The 16,496-nt window shown below is 52.9% G+C and carries 14 protein-coding genes; 4 read left to right on the top strand and 10 right to left on the bottom strand.

Going from position 1 to position 16,496, the window contains the following annotated elements:
• Positions 1-5 precede the first annotated feature (5 nt).
• From glsA to cobO, 3 genes are all read left to right on the top strand, one after another.
• Positions 6-1,007 (top strand): glutaminase A, encoded by a 1,002-nt coding sequence (glsA, locus tag OOJ59_RS02810; RefSeq protein WP_038638918.1) that lies wholly within the window; start codon positions 6-8, stop codon positions 1,005-1,007.
• Between the two features lie 62 nt (positions 1,008-1,069).
• Positions 1,070-2,722 carry a class I fumarate hydratase gene (locus OOJ59_RS02805; protein WP_061381689.1) on the top strand — a complete coding sequence of 551 codons (1,653 nt, stop codon included), beginning with the start codon at positions 1,070-1,072 and terminating at the stop codon, positions 2,720-2,722.
• A 9-nt stretch (positions 2,723-2,731) separates the two neighbouring features.
• Positions 2,732-3,334: a cob(I)yrinic acid a,c-diamide adenosyltransferase gene (gene cobO / locus OOJ59_RS02800; RefSeq protein WP_085047490.1), complete on the top strand. Its 603-nt coding sequence runs from the start codon at positions 2,732-2,734 to the stop codon at positions 3,332-3,334.
• Positions 3,335-3,416: 82 nt separating this feature from the next.
• Here the strand turns inward: cobO and OOJ59_RS02795 are convergent, their stop codons facing one another.
• A complete protein-coding gene (locus OOJ59_RS02795) occupies positions 3,417-4,319 on the bottom strand; it encodes a LysR family transcriptional regulator (RefSeq protein WP_038638907.1) in 903 nt (300 codons plus the stop codon).
• A 405-nt stretch (positions 4,320-4,724) separates the two neighbouring features.
• On the opposite strand from OOJ59_RS02795, the gene cobA reads away from it, so the two are divergent.
• Positions 4,725-5,513: a uroporphyrinogen-III C-methyltransferase gene (gene cobA / locus OOJ59_RS02790; protein WP_085047491.1), complete on the top strand. Its 789-nt coding sequence runs from the start codon at positions 4,725-4,727 to the stop codon at positions 5,511-5,513.
• On the opposite strand, the gene OOJ59_RS02785 is transcribed toward cobA, so the two are convergent.
• From OOJ59_RS02785 to sdhC, 9 genes are all read right to left on the bottom strand, one after another.
• Complete coding sequence (locus OOJ59_RS02785) at positions 5,492-6,382, bottom strand: PocR ligand-binding domain-containing protein (protein ID WP_038638901.1); 891 nt, start codon at positions 6,380-6,382, stop codon at positions 5,492-5,494. The two genes, cobA and OOJ59_RS02785, sit on opposite strands and share 22 nt — an antisense overlap.
• Before the next feature lie 225 nt (positions 6,383-6,607).
• Complete coding sequence (gene sucD, locus OOJ59_RS02780) at positions 6,608-7,477, bottom strand: succinate--CoA ligase subunit alpha (protein WP_003022929.1); 870 nt, start codon at positions 7,475-7,477, stop codon at positions 6,608-6,610.
• Positions 7,477-8,643, bottom strand: a complete 1,167-nt coding sequence (sucC, locus tag OOJ59_RS02775; protein ID WP_038638897.1) for an ADP-forming succinate--CoA ligase subunit beta — start codon at positions 8,641-8,643, stop codon at positions 7,477-7,479. Before sucC ends, sucD begins: the two co-directional genes overlap by 1 nt.
• 91 nt (positions 8,644-8,734) lie before the next feature.
• Positions 8,735-9,958, bottom strand: coding sequence for a 2-oxoglutarate dehydrogenase complex dihydrolipoyllysine-residue succinyltransferase (odhB, locus tag OOJ59_RS02770; RefSeq protein WP_038638894.1), 1,224 nt, complete (start codon positions 9,956-9,958; stop codon positions 8,735-8,737).
• A gap of 14 nt (positions 9,959-9,972) precedes the next feature.
• A complete protein-coding gene (sucA, locus tag OOJ59_RS02765; RefSeq protein WP_038638891.1) occupies positions 9,973-12,774 on the bottom strand; it encodes a 2-oxoglutarate dehydrogenase E1 component in 2,802 nt (933 codons plus the stop codon).
• A gap of 260 nt (positions 12,775-13,034) precedes the next feature.
• Positions 13,035-13,751, bottom strand: coding sequence for a succinate dehydrogenase iron-sulfur subunit SdhB (gene sdhB / locus OOJ59_RS02760; RefSeq protein ID WP_038638888.1), 717 nt, complete (start codon positions 13,749-13,751; stop codon positions 13,035-13,037).
• Positions 13,752-13,766: 15 nt separating this feature from the next.
• Positions 13,767-15,533, bottom strand: coding sequence for a succinate dehydrogenase flavoprotein subunit (gene sdhA, locus OOJ59_RS02755; RefSeq protein ID WP_038638885.1), 1,767 nt, complete (start codon positions 15,531-15,533; stop codon positions 13,767-13,769).
• Positions 15,533-15,880: a succinate dehydrogenase membrane anchor subunit gene (gene sdhD, locus OOJ59_RS02750; RefSeq protein WP_005122550.1), complete on the bottom strand. Its 348-nt coding sequence runs from the start codon at positions 15,878-15,880 to the stop codon at positions 15,533-15,535. Before sdhD ends, sdhA begins: the two co-directional genes overlap by 1 nt.
• Positions 15,874-16,278, bottom strand: a complete 405-nt coding sequence (gene sdhC / locus OOJ59_RS02745) for a succinate dehydrogenase cytochrome b556 subunit (RefSeq protein WP_042309715.1) — start codon at positions 16,276-16,278, stop codon at positions 15,874-15,876. The genes sdhD and sdhC overlap by 7 nt, the downstream gene beginning before the upstream one ends.
• Positions 16,279-16,496: the final 218 nt, after the last annotated feature.

The raw sequence follows: 16,496 nt of genomic DNA, 5'->3' as shown, positions 1-16,496 counted from the left end.
ACACCATGAATAAAACCCTTATCGGCGTGAGTCTCTTTTCTTTCAGCCTCTTGTTTTGCGCCACCTCATTCGCGCAAACCGCGCCGGATTACGCAAAGATTATCGACCAGGCACATCAGAAATATAAAAGTAACAATGATGGCAAAGTCGCCGACTACATCCCTGCCCTGGCGACCTACAGCCCGAAAAATTTTGCCATCACCATTGCCACGGTGGACGGCAAGATCTATCAGGTGGGTGATGTTAACAAACCCTTCCCTATGGAATCCCTGAGTAAAGTCTTCACCCTGGCGCTCGCCATGGAACAGCATGGCCCACAGGTCGTCCTGGAGAAACTTGGGGCCAATGCCACCGGCATGCCGTTCAATTCAGGTTTAGCGGTAGAACTGACTAAAGGCGCACCGGAAAACCCGCTGGTAAACGCCGGGGCGATGAGCACCGTTAGCCTGATCGAAGCCAAAGATAAAACCGATCGCTGGAACAAAATCCTCGACAACCTGAACGTCTGGGCTGATGCCACACTCACCGTGAACGAGCCGGTTTTCAAATCCGAGATGGAAACCAACCAGCACAATCAGGCGCTGGCGAAGCTGATGGAATCCTATAACAGCTTCTATGGCAACACAGACGACGCTGTCGAAATTTATACCCGTCAGTGCTCCGTCGATATCACCGTTGAGCAACTGGCCAAAATGGGCGCGGTACTCGCGAACAAAGGCAAATCACCGTTCAACGGTAAGCAATTGCTGAATGAAAAATATGTCCCGCAGGTACTGGCTGAAATGGCCATTGCCGGCTTGTACGACGGTAGTGGTAAGTGGCTGTACACCGTAGGCATCCCGGCGAAAAGCGGCGTCGGCGGTGGGATGGTTGCCGTTGTGCCAGGCGAATATGCGATAGCCGTCTATTCCCCGCCGCTGGATGAAGCCGGTAACAGCGTTCGTGCCCAGAAAACGATCGAATATGTCGCCGAAGCGACCGAAGCGAATGTCTTTTTAGCAAAATAAAACTCTATGCCGGATGGCGCTTCGCTTATCCGGCAAACAACACGAAGAGGTGAGAAGTAAACATGTCTAAACCATTTGTCTGGCAGGAACTCTTTGTTCAGGGTAAAGATAGTACCGAATATGAATTACTGAGTAATCAGCACGTTACAGTTTCGGAGTTAGACGGAGAGGAAGTGATTAAGGTTGCGCCTGAAGCGTTAACCTTATTAGCACAGCAGGCATTTTATGAGGCTTCATTCTTCCTGCGCGCCGGACATTTGAAACAGATCGCCAGCATTCTGCACGATCCACAGGCCAGCGGTAACGATAAGTATGTTGCATTGCAACTGCTGCGCAACGCTGAAGTTTCGGCCAAAGGCGTGCTGCCTAACTGTCAGGATACCGGAACGGCAACGATTGTGGCCTGCAAAGGTCAGCATGTCTGGACCGGCGGCGATGACGCAGAAGCGTTAAGCAAAGGCGTGTATACCACCTTCACCGAAAACAACCTGCGTTATTCGCAAAATGCCCCGCTGGATATGTACACCGAGGTCAATACTCAGACTAACCTGCCGGCACAAATCGATATCAGCGCCACGCCTGGCAATGAATACCGCTTCCTGTTCGTCAACAAAGGCGGCGGCTCGGCCAATAAAGCGGCGCTGTTCCAGGAAACAAAATCCATTCTGCAACCGGAAAAGCTCACCGCCTTTCTGATCGAAAAAATGAAATCACTGGGCACAGCCGCCTGCCCGCCTTATCACATCGCTTTCGTCGTTGGAGGCTTGTCGGCCGACCAGGCGCTGAAAGTCGCCAAGCTGGCTTCAACCAAGTATTACGACAACCTGCCCACCAGCGGGAACGAACTGGGTCAGGCGTTCCGCGATACGGCCCTGGAAGCCGAGTTGCTCAATGCCAGCCGTGAGTTTGGTATCGGTGCGCAGTTTGGCGGCAAGTATTTTGCCCACGATATCCGCGTGATTCGCCTGCCGCGTCACGGTGGTTCCTGCCCTATCGCCATGGCCCTCTCCTGCTCAGCCGACCGCAACATTAAGGCTAAAATTAACAAACACGGTATCTGGCTGGAGAAACTGGAGCATAACCCGGGCAAATTCATTCCTGATTCCCAACGGGTAGAAAATGGCGCCCAAACCGTACAGTTGGATCTCAACCGCCCGCTACGCGAGATTCTGCACGACCTGTCCGCTCTGCCTATCGGTACTCGTTTGTCGTTAAGTGGTCCAATTGTTGTCGCCCGTGATATTGCCCACGCTAACATCAAAGCGCGCCTGGATAACGGCGAACCGATGCCGGAATACATGAAAAAGCATATCGTTTATTACGCAGGTCCCGCCAAAACGCCGGAGAATCAGGCCTGTGGTTCAATGGGTCCCACCACTGGCGGGCGCATGGATGGGTATGTCGATGCTTTCCAGGCACAAGGCGGTAGTCTCATTATGCTCACCAAAGGTAACCGCAGCCAACAGGTCACTGATGCCTGCCATAAACACGGTGGATTTAGCCTCGGTAGCATCGGCGGCGCCGCGGCCCTGCTTGCCCAACAGTACGTGAAAAGCCTGCACTGCCTGGAATATCCCGAACTGGGAATGGAAGCGGTCTGGATGATGGAAGTTAAAAATATGCCGGCCTTCGTGTTAGTCGACGACAAAGGTAATAACTTCTTTAGTCAGTTTGAGCAGCAACACCGCTGCGCAACCTGTCCGGCAGGACATTAAGGAGACGTAATGGAAGCGCGAGCCAATAATGACAGACACCGCCAACGTCAGCAGAAACTGAAAGAACAGGTTGATACCCGCGTGGCGGCGGCAACGGAGAAGAAAGGGATCCTGATTGTCTTCACCGGTAACGGTAAAGGGAAATCCACCGCAGCCTTTGGCACGGCAACGCGCGCGGTTGGTCACGGAAAAACCGTTGGCATCGCGCAGTTTATCAAAGGTCAGTGGGATAATGGCGAGTACAACACCCTGCAGCCGCTCGGCGTTGAATTCCATATTATGGGCACCGGATTTACCTGGGAAACCCAAAACCGGCAAGCCGATATCGAGGCGGCCACTTTAGTCTGGCAAGAAAGTAAGCGCATGCTGGCTGATGCGCATTACGATCTGGTGGTGCTGGATGAACTGACTTACATGCTGGCTTACCACTACCTGGATACCCAGGAGGTTCTCAGCGCCATCGAAAATCGCCCTGTCGGTCAGAGTGTTATCGTCACCGGGCGCGGATGCCACGCACTGTTGCTGGAACTGGCCGATACGGTCAGCGAAATTCGCCCGGTCAAGCACGCGTTTGACAGCGGTATTCAGGCGCAGGTGGGAATCGACTGGTAGCCATTCTTTTGCCGGATAACGACGCCCTGGCGTCTTATCCGGCCTACCGTTCTTTGCAGGCCTGACAAGGCACACGGTACCATCAGGCAGGCGATACCACAGATTTATTCAACAGCCAGTCCCGGAAGATCTGTAAATGCACAGATTCCGCTTTCTCTTCACGCCACGTCATGATGAAACGGTTCCCGGTTCGCATCGGGACATCGCAAGGAATGACCATATCACCACTGTCCAGATCGTGCTGAATGGCAAAACGAGGAAGCAATGCCACGCCCAGATTAGAGCGAACCGCCGCAATCAGCATCGACAGCAGATCAAATCTTGGACCTTTATTGACCAACGGGCTGCTGACGTCTGACAGCGCAAACCATTCCTGCCAGCCTTTGATACGCGTGCTTTGGTGTAAAAGCGGGAATTCGTTCAGCAACTCCTCGACCGCCAGTTTCCGCTCCGGCTCAGCCAGCAAGCAGCGGCTGCAGACCGGCAGGATTTCCTCTTCAAACAGGTACTCAACGCCCGACCATGGCGAGTAGAAATCTTCACGCATGATTGCCGCGTCATACTCCCGATTGAGAAAATCACCAATATTCGCCAGCGAATGGATATTCACGATAATATCAGGATTGAGTTTGTTGAACTCGCGCAGATTCGGGATCAGCCAATGCGTGCTGAAGGTCGGATTCACTGCCAGCTCAATAACCTGCACCGTCGGCTGCCAGGTCATTATCGTCGTCGTATCTCGCTCAAGTTTATTTAACGTTTCTTTAACGATACTTAAATAATGTTTGCCCGCCGCATTTAAAAAAATGCGTTTCTTGGCATGATTAAATAGCGAGGTATTCAGAAAATCCTCCAGTGCATTCACCTGACGGAAAACAGCACTTTGTGTTAAAGCCAGCTCTTCAGCAGCCCGGGTATAACTTTCGTGACGCGCAACAACTTCAAAAGTTACCAGCAACTCCGTCTTCGGTATTTTTCCTCTCATAACCTCTTCCATATGCAGCGTACAAAAATAGTTTAATTTATAAAAAATAATTCAAGACACCCAGATAAGCATCGAGAGTTATATTTTATTTCATCCATTGATGTCATTGATCCAATCCATGATTTACTCATACAGATGGCGGATAAATATTAACCAATAATACTCAAGCACAACAATAAACACAATTTAAATAAGGTTAAACCTATGCAAATAGTGCCAATAAGTTCTTAATAATTTTTCAAGTTAACTTGTTTATTGCAGAAAAAACTTTGCGAGATTAATCAATATTATCCATGCGATAATTTTAGATAATTTCACGTTATAACTTACGGGCAAACGACTGCTTTTAATCATTCCTTGATGTAGTTTCTGCCTTTTTTTGTTAGACGTGATAAAGGACACAATGTGAAAACTTTCGGAAAGGTCTGGCTCGTTGGAGCAGGTCCCGGTGATATTTCATTACTCACCCTCAAAGCGATGATGTGCATTAAACAGGCTGATGTCATTATTTACGATCGGCTGGTCAATCCCAAAATTTTGGAATGGGCATTACCTGATTGCCTGCTTATCAATGTCGGCAAAAATCCCGGCTTTCATTGTGTTCCGCAGGATGAAATTAACGCATTACTGGTCCAGTATGCCCAAACACATAACAACATCGTACGCCTGAAAGGGGGCGATCCTTATGTGTTTGGTCGTGGGGCCGAAGAAGTTGAAGATCTTGTTGAAGCGGGTATCCCATTTGAAGTTGTGCCGGGTATCAGTTCTACCATCGGCGGCCTGGCCTATGCCGGGATCCCGGTGACGCATCGCGATTTCGCCTCCGGTTTTCACGTGGTGACAGGCCATACGCGGGAAGGCAACCAGCAGCAGGACTGGCGTCAACTGGCGAAGCTAAATGGCACGCTGGTTATCGTCATGGGAATCGCCAATCTGGCGTTTATTTGCGAAGAGCTGTTGATGGGCGGTAAATCAGCAGATACACCCGCTGCGCTAATTATGTCCGCCACCCGGGAGAATCAACGCCGACTAACCTGTACGCTCGGTTCATTACTGAGCAAAGCGCAGGAGGCTAACATTGCTCCGCCTGCGCTGATTGTTATTGGCGAGGTGGTGACCCTGAGCGATCGACTCTCTTTTATACCGGAAGCCATCACCGTGGCAGAAGATCTTTACTGCGAAAGTCTGGCATGACGAAAAGACTGGGGCGACGTTTGATGCGCCGCCCTGAAAACGCGGCAAAAGTAGCTGGTTTGCGCGTATTGAAGTTTCCGGGCAATACTGTCTATTGAGTGCACGGGATCGTGCAACAACTCCCCCGCTTTTTGCATTTTTTTCTGATTCACCCAGGTTTTAAAATTAACGCCCTGCCGCTTCTTAAAAAATCGGCTGAAATAGTTCGCGCTTAAGCACACATGCGCCGCTACGGATTCCAGGGATAATTCACCATACAAATTTTCATCAATATAACGCAGCGCCGCCAGAAGTTTTTTCTCATGACGAGAAGGTTCAGTGAAATAATGACGAACGTAACGGATCGGTGGGGCGAATATCTGATCGGATTGTCGCTCTTGCTCATAGTTATCAACAATAAAACTTAACAAATTAGCCGATGCCACCAGCGTATTATTATCCACTACCGCAACCTGACCCCATTCAGCTTTTATTTTTGGGTCATCCATCCATGAAAATTTATTATTAATTACGATAGTTTTATATTCCTGATACTTTGACCGGACCTGCCCGCAAACAATAAAACCATAAAGATGCCCTTCATTAATTATTGGCATCGAGAACAAACTTAACCCTGCATGACAGGTGAGTATTCTGGGTTTAAGCTGTTTTAGCCCCTCAAAAGCGCACTGCTTATCGCATTTTTCGCAACCTACACGATACCGCTCATCCGCCCGCATTAATGTGCAGAACGAATTAAAATTATGACAATCCGACAGTGCCTTGCCGTGAATATCAATCACGACCGCGGCTAACCCGGTCGCGCGAGAGAATACTTCGGCTATCGAGAAAAAAACGTGTAAATAGTCATTCTGGATTTTCAGCGGCACGCTCTCCTCCGGCACTCATGATATTAAAGCCGGTAATATGCAGAATTTAATCAAGAGAAAGAATGATGCTGACCGCAAAAAATAATCTCATTTATGAATATGATTATGATCGAATCGCAAGAGAATAGACGGCAGAAAACAAAAAAGGCCATCATCAGATGGCCAACCATGTCGAAACGGGACCAGCCCTTGACCATGCAGATAGTCAGGGCTGTTTTTTACTTCTTACTTAATAACGGTTTTCAGCGCTTCGCCGATATCGGCCAGGCTGCGAACGGTTTTCACGCCAGCAGCTTCCAGAGCCGCGAATTTCTCGTCAGCGGTACCCTTACCACCGGCGATGATCGCACCGGCGTGGCCCATACGTTTTCCTTTCGGCGCGGTGACGCCCGCGATGTAGCCGACAACCGGCTTGGTGACATGATCTTTAATGTACGCCGCCGCTTCTTCTTCCGCGCTACCGCCGATCTCGCCGATCATCACGATCGCTTCAGTCTGCGGATCTTCCTGGAACAGCTTCAGAATGTCGATGAAGTTAGAGCCTGGAATCGGGTCGCCGCCGATACCGACACAGGTGGACTGGCCGAAACCGTAGTCGGTGGTCTGCTTAACCGCTTCATAGGTCAGCGTACCGGAACGGGAAACGATACCCACTTTACCCGGCTTGTGAATGTGACCCGGCATGATGCCGATTTTGCATTCGCCCGGGGTGATCACGCCTGGGCAGTTCGGGCCGATCATGCGCACGCCCGCTTCGTCCAGCTTCACCTTCACGGTCAGCATATCCAGCGTCGGGATACCTTCGGTGATGGTGATAATCAGTTTGATGCCTGCATCAATTGCTTCCAGGATGGAGTCTTTGCAGAACGGCGCCGGAACGTAGATAACGGTGGCCGTTGCGCCAGTCGCTTCTACCGCTTCACGCACGGTGTTAAACACCGGCAGACCCAGGTGAGTGGTGCCGCCTTTGCCTGGCGTTACGCCGCCAACCATCTGCGTACCGTAAGCAATCGCCTGTTCGGAGTGGAATGTCCCCTGGCTACCGGTGAAGCCCTGGCAGATAACCTTGGTATCTTTATTAATTAAAACTGACATTATTTCCCCTCCACTGCGGCAACAACCTGCTGAGCTGCATCCGTCAGACTTTTCGCTGCAATAATATTCAGGCCGCTATCAGCCAGTTTTTTCGCGCCGAGTTCGGCGTTGTTGCCTTCCAGACGAACGACAACCGGAACGTTAACGCCCACTTCCGCTACCGCGCCGATGATACCGTCAGCGATCAGGTCGCAACGTACGATACCGCCGAAGATGTTAACCAGTACGGCTTTTACATTGTCATCGGAGAGGATGATTTTGAACGCTTCGGTCACGCGCTCTTTGGTCGCGCCGCCGCCCACGTCGAGGAAGTTAGCCGGTTCGCCGCCGTGCAGTTTAACGATATCCATGGTGCCCATTGCCAGGCCCGCGCCGTTAACCATACAGCCGATGTTGCCGTCCAGCGCAACGTAGTTCAGTTCCCACTGTGCCGCCTGCGCTTCACGCGGATCTTCCTGAGACTGGTCGCGCATTTCACGCAGGTCAGCCTGGCGGAACAGCGCGTTGCCGTCAGCGCCCAGTTTGCCGTCGAGGCAGATCAGGTCGCCCTGTTTGGTCACTACCAGCGGGTTGATTTCGATCAGCGCCAGATCACGCTCCAGGAAGATAGTCGCCAGGCCCATGAAGATCTTGGTGAACTGCTGAACCTGTTTACCTTCCAGACCCAGTTTGAACGCCAGCTCGCGTCCCTGGTAAGGCATCGGGCCTGCCAGTGGATCCAGCGCCACTTTGTGGATCAGGTGTGGGGTTTCTTCCGCCACTTTTTCAATTTCCACGCCGCCTTCGGTAGAGGCCATAAAGACCACGCGACGGGAGCTACGGTCAACCACTGCGCCGAGGTAAAGTTCTTTACCGATATCGGTCGCCGCTTCAACCAGGATCTGATTTACCGGTTGGCCATTCGCGTCTGTCTGGTAAGTCACCAGACGTTTCCCCAGCCAGTGCTCAGCAAAAGCGCGAATGTCTTCTTTGCTGTTAACAACCTTCACACCGCCCGCTTTACCACGGCCACCAGCGTGAACCTGACATTTCACTACCCACGGGCCTGCGCCGATTTTAGATGCGGCTTCTTCAGCTTCACGCGGAGTATTACAGGCATAACCCACCGGTGCCGGTAAGCCATAGCGGGCAAAAAGTTGTTTTGCCTGATATTCATGTAAGTTCATGTGTTCTGTCCATCCTTCAGGTAATCGTTATCTTTTACCCGTAGGCCTGATAAGGCGTCCAGACCTACGGGGCAGGTGATACTCTTTTTCGTTACACGTCCAGCAGCAGACGCGTTGGATCTTCCAGCAACTCTTTAATGGTTACCAGGAAGCCTACTGACTCACGACCATCGATCAGACGGTGATCGTAAGACAGCGCCAGATACATCATCGGCAGGATTTCAACCTTGCCGTCTACCGCCATCGGACGATCTTTGATGGCATGCATACCCAGGATGGCGCTCTGCGGTGGGTTGATAATCGGCGTAGACATCAGGGAACCGAACACACCGCCATTAGTGATGGTGAAGTTACCGCCCGTCAGATCTTCAACCGTCAACTTGCCGTCGCGACCTTTTACTGCCAGCTCTTTAATGTTCTTCTCAATGTCAGCCATACCCAGCAGATCCACATCACGCAGGACCGGCGTTACCAGGCCGCGCGGCGTGGAGACCGCCATGCTGACATCAAAGTAGTTGTGGTACACCACGTCATCGCCATCGATAGAGGCGTTGACTTCCGGATAGCGTTTCAGCGCTTCAACCACCGCTTTCACGTAGAAAGACATAAAGCCCAGACGGATACCGTGGCGTTTCTCGAACGCGTCGCCGTACTGCTTACGCAGGTCCATAATCGGCTTCATGTTGACTTCGTTGAACGTCGTCAGCATGGCGGTGGAGTTTTTCGCTTCCAGCAGACGTTCGGCGACGCGTTTGCGCAGACGAGTCATCGGAACACGTTTTTCGCCACGCGCACCCAGTTGAGGCTGAGGCGCAGGCGCGGCGGCTGGTGCTTTGGCTTCGGCTGTTGCTGCCGGCGCTTTGGCCAGATGCTTTTCCACATCTTCGCGGGTAATGCGGCCACCGACGCCAGTGCCTTTGATGGCGCTGGCTTCGAGGTTATGTTCACCGAGCAGGCGACGGATCGCCGGGCTCAGGGCATCGTTGTTCTGCTCAGTAAGCGACGCCTGCTGGCGCTGTGCCGGAGTCGAATCTTTCTCTTCAGACTTGGCGCTGGTCTCTTTACCCGCGCTGTTGCCTTCACGCAGGCGACCGAGGATCTGGCGAGAAGTGACAGTTGTCCCTTCATCTTCCAGAACCGCATCAAGGATACCGTCCGCTGATGCCGGTACTTCCAGTACCACTTTGTCAGTTTCGATTTCTACCAGTACTTCATCACGACGTACTGCATCGCCCGGTTTTTTGTGCCAGGTTGCAACCGTTGCATCCGCTACGGATTCAGGCAGGTCGGGAACAAGAATATCTACGCTACTCATTATTTATCCTTTATTTAATCGACGTTCAGCGCGTCATTAACCAGATCTTGTTGCTGTTTCTGGTGAACGGACATATACCCTACTGCCGGAGAGGCAGAGGCCGGGCGACCTGCATAACGCAGAGCGGACCCAAATGGAATCACTTCACGGAAATGATGCTGACTGCAGTACCATGCGCCCTGGTTGAGCGGCTCTTCCTGGCACCAGACAAAATCATGTACGTGAGCGAACGGTTTCAGCGCTTCCTGTACCGCTTTATGCGGGAACGGATAGAGCTGTTCGATGCGCACAATGGCAACATCTTTTTGATCATTCTTGCGGCGTTGCTCCAGCAGGTCGTAATAAACCTTACCAGAACACATCACGACACGCTTCACGCCTTTCGGATCAAGTTCATCGACTTCGCCAATGGCCGGCAGGAAGGTGCCATTTGCCAGTTCATCCAGCGTAGAGACCGCCAGCGGATGGCGCAGCAGCGACTTCGGCGACATCACCACCAGTGGACGGCGCATACCGCGCAGCGCCTGACGACGCAGCATGTGGTACACCTGTGCCGGGGTAGACGGGACGCAAACCTGCATGTTTTGCTCAGCGCAAAGTTGCAGATAACGTTCCAGACGCGCGGAGGAGTGCTCCGGACCCTGACCTTCGTAGCCGTGCGGCAGCAGCATAACCAGACCGCACATACGACCCCATTTCTGTTCGCCGGAAGAGATGAACTGGTCGATAACGACCTGAGCACCGTTGGCGAAGTCACCGAACTGCGCTTCCCAGATGGTCAGCGTGCGCGGTTCCGCCGTGGCATAGCCGTATTCAAACGCCAGCACTGCTTCTTCAGACAGTACGGAGTCCCATACGCGGAACGTGCCCTGGCCGTTATGCACATGCTGCAGCGGCGTGTAGGTTGAACCGTTCGCCTGGTTATGAATTACCGCGTGACGGTGGAAGAAGGTTCCGCGACCGGAGTCTTCACCCGACAGACGAACCGGAATGCCTTCGTCAACCAGCGTGGCGTAAGCCAGATTCTCTGCGCCACCCCAGTCGAACAGCTTCTCGCCTGCGGCCATGGCCTGACGATCGCCGTAAATTTTGGCAACGCGCGACTGCATTTCAACCGCTTCAGGGACAGTGCTGATGCGTTTAGCCAGCTCCTGCAGACGCTTCATCTCAACTTTGTTCGGGTAGCTTTCGTCCCATTCGTGGTTGAGATATGGCGACCAGGTGAAGGAGTGCATGTTCATTGGACGCCACTCTTTCACTACACACTCGCCAGCATCCAGCGCATCGCGATACAGGTTGACCATTTCGGTCGCATCTTCCAGCGTGGCGACTTTGTCCGCTTCCAGCTTGTCGGCGTAGATTTTGCGCGGTGTCGGATGCTTTTTGATTTTCTGATACATCAGCGGCTGGGTTGCGCTCGGCTCGTCGGCTTCGTTGTGGCCGTGACGGCGGTAGCACACCAGATCGATGAAGACATCTCGTTTGAAGGTATTACGGAAGTCCAGCGCCAGACGCGTGACGAAAGCGACCGCTTCCGGGTCATCCGCATTGACGTGGAAAATCGGCGCCTGAACCATCTTACCGATGTCGGTGCAGTATGGAGTAGAACGCGCATCCAACGGGTTAGAGGTGGTGAAGCCCACCTGGTTGTTGATAACGATGCGAACGGTACCGCCCACTTCGTAACCACGCGCTTTCGACATGTTCAGGGTTTCCTGAACCACGCCCTGCCCGGTGACTGCCGCATCGCCGTGAATGGTGATAGGCAGGACTTTATTGCTGCTCGGCTCATCCAGACGATCCAGACGCGCACGGACGGAACCGATTACCACCGGGCTAACAATTTCCAGGTGCGACGGGTTAAACGCCAGCGCCAGGTGTACCAGACCGCCTTCGGTTTCGATATCCGATGAGAAGCCCATGTGGTACTTCACGTCGCCAGTGCCGAGGTGTTCTTTATGTTTGCCCGCGAATTCGTCGAACAGGTCCTGCGGCTTTTTACCCAGCACGTTGACCAGTACGTTCAGACGACCACGGTGCGCCATGCCCAGCACCACTTCACGCGTACCGCTGTTGCCCGCGTGGCGGATCATCTCTTTGAGCATCGGGATTAACGCATCACCGCCTTCCAGCGAGAAGCGTTTCGCGCCCGGGAACTTCGCGCCCAGGTAGCGTTCCAGGCCTTCCGCAGCGGTCAGTTCGCTGAGGAAGCGTTTTTTCTCTTCGCTACTGAACGCGGCACGGCCAGACTCGATGCGCTGCTGAAGCCAGCGTTTTTCTTCGGTGCTGGTGATGTGCATATACTCGGCGCCAATCGGACCGCAGTAGGTTTGTTTCAGCGCAACAACCAGGTCGCTCAGCTTCATAGTGTCTTTGCCGCCGGCAAAAGAACCTACGTTAAAGCTTTCCTGAAAATCCGCATCGGTCAGATCGTGGAAAGACGGATCCAGATCGGCCACTTTCTCTTGCTGCCACAGTCCCAGCGGATCGAGATTCGCATGTTGATGACCGCGGAAACGGTAGGCGTTAATGAGCTGCAGGACTTTAACCTGCTTCACATTGGCATCAGGGTCGGAAATAGAAGAAGAGTAACGTGGGGTAATCAACGCCTGCCGACGGAAATAATCACGTGTTTTTGAGTGGAGTTGATCCGGTTTGACTCCGGTGCCAGGTAACTGCTGGAACGTCGAACGCCAGTTAGCATCTACCGAGTCAGGGTCGGTTAAGAAGTCTTCATAGAGCTGTTCTATCCAGCTCTGGTTCGAGCCAGAGAGGTAAGAAGAGTCCAACCAGGCTTTCAAAGCGCTGTTCTGCATCGTGATCCCTTAAGCATTTGTATGCTTACTTCGCCGTGGATACTACCACGCACACCGATGTGCGTGCCGGGGTTCACTTGCGAGCTCTTTTTGTTTGGCTCGCGAAGGAACCTTTAAAAACTGTCTAATCATGTGGCAGTTTTTAGAGGTTTCCTACATTAACAATTTGCCTGATGGCGCTTCACTTATCAGGCCTACGGGATTGTACCTGTAGGCCGGATAAGACGTTTACGTCGCCATCCGGCAACCACTACAACAACTTACGCACTACGCTTGAGCAGCATCGACTTAATATGGCCGATAGCGCGCGTCGGGTTCAGCCCCTTAGGACATACGCTGACGCAGTTCATGATGCTGTGACAGCGGAATACGCTGAAAGCATCACTTAAACCTTCCAGGCGGCTGTCGGTCTCGGTATCGCGGCTGTCAATCAGGAAGCGATACGCGGCCAGCAGACCTGCCGGACCGATGAACTTGTCCGGATTCCACCAGAATGATGGGCAGGACGTTGAGCAGCATGCACACAAAATACATTCATACAGCCCATCGAGCTTCTCACGCTGCTCTGGCATTTGTAAATGCTCGCGAGCCGGTGGATTTTTCCCATTATTCAACAAGTAAGGCTTAATCTTCTCATACTGTGCGTAGAATTGTCCCATGTCTACCACCAAATCGCGCACAACCGGTAAACCCGGCAGCGGGCGAATGACAATCTTCTTGCCCGGCTGATTCAGCGCAGAAACAGGTGTGATACAGGCCAGTCCATTTTTGCCGTTCATGTTCAGACCGTCAGAGCCGCAGACCCCTTCACGGCAGGAACGACGAAACGACAGCGACGGATCTTTTTCTTTCAGCTGCATTAACGCATCCAGCAGCATCATGTCGCGCCCTTCTTCCGCCTCCAGGGTGTAATCCTGCATACGCGGAGCATCGTCAACATCCGGGTTATAGCGATAAACTGAAAACTCGAGTTTCATTGTCCTGTCTCCGCATTAATAAGTACGAATCTTCGGCGGGAATGCCGGGCGCAGCTTCGGTTCCATATTGACTTGACGTCGCGTCATGGTTTCCGACTCTGGCAGATACAGGGAATGGCACAGCCAGTTTTCATCATCACGTTCCGGGAAGTCGAAGCGGCTATGCGCGCCACGGCTTTCGGTACGGAAGTTTGCAGAGACTGCGGTGGCGTAAGCGGTTTCCATCAGGTTATCCAGCTCCAGACACTCAACGCGCTGGGTGTTAAATTCACTGGAGGTATCATCCAGACGGGCGTTTTTCAGACGCTCACGAATCGCTTTCAGCTCTTCCAGTCCTTTCGCCATCGCATCGCCTTCGCGGAATACCGAGAAGTTATGCTGCATACATTCCTGCAGCGCTTTGCGAATGGCCACTGGATCTTCGCCGTTACGGTTGCCGTTCCAGCGATTCAGACGGGCCAGAGAAGCATCGATCTCGTCTTCCGTCGCATCCAGCAGGTCGCCCTGTTCCGCGATAGATTCCTGCAGATGCAGACCCACCGCACGACCAAAGACCACCAGATCCAGCAGCGAGTTGCCGCCCAGACGGTTGGCGCCGTGAACCGATACGCAGGCGATTTCGCCTACCGCAAACAGCCCCGGAATCACCACATCTTCGCCCTGCTCGTTTACGGTCAGCGCCTGGCCGGTTACTTTGGTCGGGATACCGCCCATCATGTAGTGGCAGGTAGGAATTACCGGGATCGGCTCTTTCACCGGGTCAACGTGGGCAAACGTACGTGACAGTTCGAGGATACCCGGCAGACGGGATTCCAGCACTTCTTTACCCAGATGATCGAGTTTCAGCTTGGCGTGCGGCCCCCACGGGCCATCACAGCCGCGGCCTTCACGGATTTCGATCATGATGGAACGCGCCACCACGTCACGACCCGCCAGATCTTTCGCATTCGGGGCATAACGCTCCATGAAGCGCTCGCCGTGTTTGTTCAGCAGATAGCCGCCTTCACCGCGGCAGCCTTCTGTGACCAGCACGCCCGCGCCGGCGATACCGGTGGGGTGGAACTGCCACATCTCCATATCCTGCACGGGCACGCCAGCGCGGATAGCCATACCGACGCCGTCACCGGTATTGATGTGGGCGTTAGTAGTGGATTGATAAATACGGCCTGCGCCGCCGGTGGCCAGTACGGTTGCGCGGGCTTTAAAGTAAACCACTTCACCGGTTTCGATACACAGTGCGGTACAACCGACAATCGCGCCGTCAGCGTTCTTTACCAGGTCCAACGCATACCACTCAGAAAAGATGGTGGTGTGGTTTTTCAGGTTCTGCTGATACAGGGTATGCAGTAGCGCGTGGCCGGTACGGTCTGCCGCTGCGGCGGTACGAGCCGCCTGCTCGCCGCCGAAGTTTTTCGACTGACCGCCAAACGGACGTTGATAAATGGTGCCATTATCGAGACGAGAGAACGGCAGGCCCATATGGTCCAGCTCCAGAATCGCTTCCGGGCCGGTTTTACACATATATTCAATTGCGTCCTGATCGCCAATGTAGTCCGACCCTTTGACGGTGTCGTACATGTGCCATTCCCAGTTATCTTCATGGGTATTACCGAGCGCCACGGTGATGCCACCCTGCGCGGATACGGTATGGGAACGGGTTGGAAATACTTTGGAGAGCAGCGCACAGGTCTGTCCGCTCTGGGAAATTTGCAGCGCCGCGCGCATACCTGCGCCACCGGCACCAATCACAACAGCATCAAATTCTCTGACTGGCAGTTTCATTACACACCCCACACCACAACAAATCCATAAATGACGTAAACCACCAGCGCAACGACGATAGCCAGTTGCAGAATCAGGCGTACAGCCAGCGGTTTAACGTAGTCGGTCAACACCTGCCACATGCCAATCCAGGCATGAATCAAGATGGAAAAAAGCGCCAGCAGGGTGAAAACTTTGGTGAATGCCGATGAGAAGAAACCGGTCCAGACTTCAAAGGTCAACTCGCCGCTGGTGGCGAAGAAGCCGACCATATAGATGATGTATAACGTCAGAACGATAGCGGTAGCACGGACCAGAATGAAGTCATGTACGCCGTTGCGTCCTAATGCGGAGGCGTTGCTTACCATACGAGGACTCCTGCGAGAAGTGAAAGCACGACAATGATAACGAAACAAATTTTGGCGGAGCGTGTCCCTGCTTCGAGGGTTTCTTCGATATAGCCAAAATCCATCAACAGATGGCGAATGCCCATTACGGCGTGATAGGCCAGCGCAATCAGGATCCCCCACATGATTAACTCCACAAAGAAGTTATTCATAATGGATGACGCCGTGAGGAAACCTTCAGGGGAGGAAAGGCTGGTACCCAATAACCACAACAGAATCCCGACCGCCACGAAGGTGATCACTCCGGAAACGCGATGGAGAATGGACGCTATCGCCGTGATTGGGAACCGGATCGTTTGCAGATCCAGATTGACAGGTCTTTGTTTTTTCACATTTCTTATCATGAATAACGCCCACATGCTGTTCTTATTATTCCCTTTGGACTTCGGGCACAGAAGATAAGACTTCTGTAGTCTGAAAGACGCCGGGATTTCCTTCCTCCGGTCTGCTTGCGGGTCAGACAGCGTCCTTACTATAACTACGCGTCATATAAAACACTGCTTCCAGTTGCTAAAACGACACGTTACAACGCTGGTTGGCTCGGGATTGCAGGGTATTCCGGAGACCTGGCGGCAGT

The sequence above is a fragment of the Citrobacter sp. W9 genome (assembly GCF_026719375.1).
Lineage (GTDB): Bacteria > Pseudomonadota > Gammaproteobacteria > Enterobacterales > Enterobacteriaceae > Citrobacter > Citrobacter werkmanii.
This window is presented reverse-complemented; position numbering and strand designations above follow the sequence as displayed.

Coding starts and splice junctions, on each gene's coding strand:
- odhB (WP_038638894.1), bottom strand. CDS start 9,958: ATGAGTAGCGTAGATATTCTTGTTCCCGACCTGCCTGAATCCGTAGCG.
- glsA (WP_038638918.1), top strand. CDS start 6: ATGAATAAAACCCTTATCGGCGTGAGTCTCTTTTCTTTCAGCCTCTTG.
- sdhD (WP_005122550.1), bottom strand. CDS start 15,880: ATGGTAAGCAACGCCTCCGCATTAGGACGCAACGGCGTACATGACTTC.
- sucA (WP_038638891.1), bottom strand. CDS start 12,774: ATGCAGAACAGCGCTTTGAAAGCCTGGTTGGACTCTTCTTACCTCTCT.
- OOJ59_RS02805 (WP_061381689.1), top strand. CDS start 1,070: ATGTCTAAACCATTTGTCTGGCAGGAACTCTTTGTTCAGGGTAAAGAT.
- sucC (WP_038638897.1), bottom strand. CDS start 8,643: ATGAACTTACATGAATATCAGGCAAAACAACTTTTTGCCCGCTATGGC.
- sdhB (WP_038638888.1), bottom strand. CDS start 13,751: ATGAAACTCGAGTTTTCAGTTTATCGCTATAACCCGGATGTTGACGAT.
- sucD (WP_003022929.1), bottom strand. CDS start 7,477: ATGTCAGTTTTAATTAATAAAGATACCAAGGTTATCTGCCAGGGCTTC.
- sdhA (WP_038638885.1), bottom strand. CDS start 15,533: ATGAAACTGCCAGTCAGAGAATTTGATGCTGTTGTGATTGGTGCCGGT.
- sdhC (WP_042309715.1), bottom strand. CDS start 16,278: ATGTGGGCGTTATTCATGATAAGAAATGTGAAAAAACAAAGACCTGTC.
- OOJ59_RS02795 (WP_038638907.1), bottom strand. CDS start 4,319: ATGAGAGGAAAAATACCGAAGACGGAGTTGCTGGTAACTTTTGAAGTT.
- cobO (WP_085047490.1), top strand. CDS start 2,732: ATGGAAGCGCGAGCCAATAATGACAGACACCGCCAACGTCAGCAGAAA.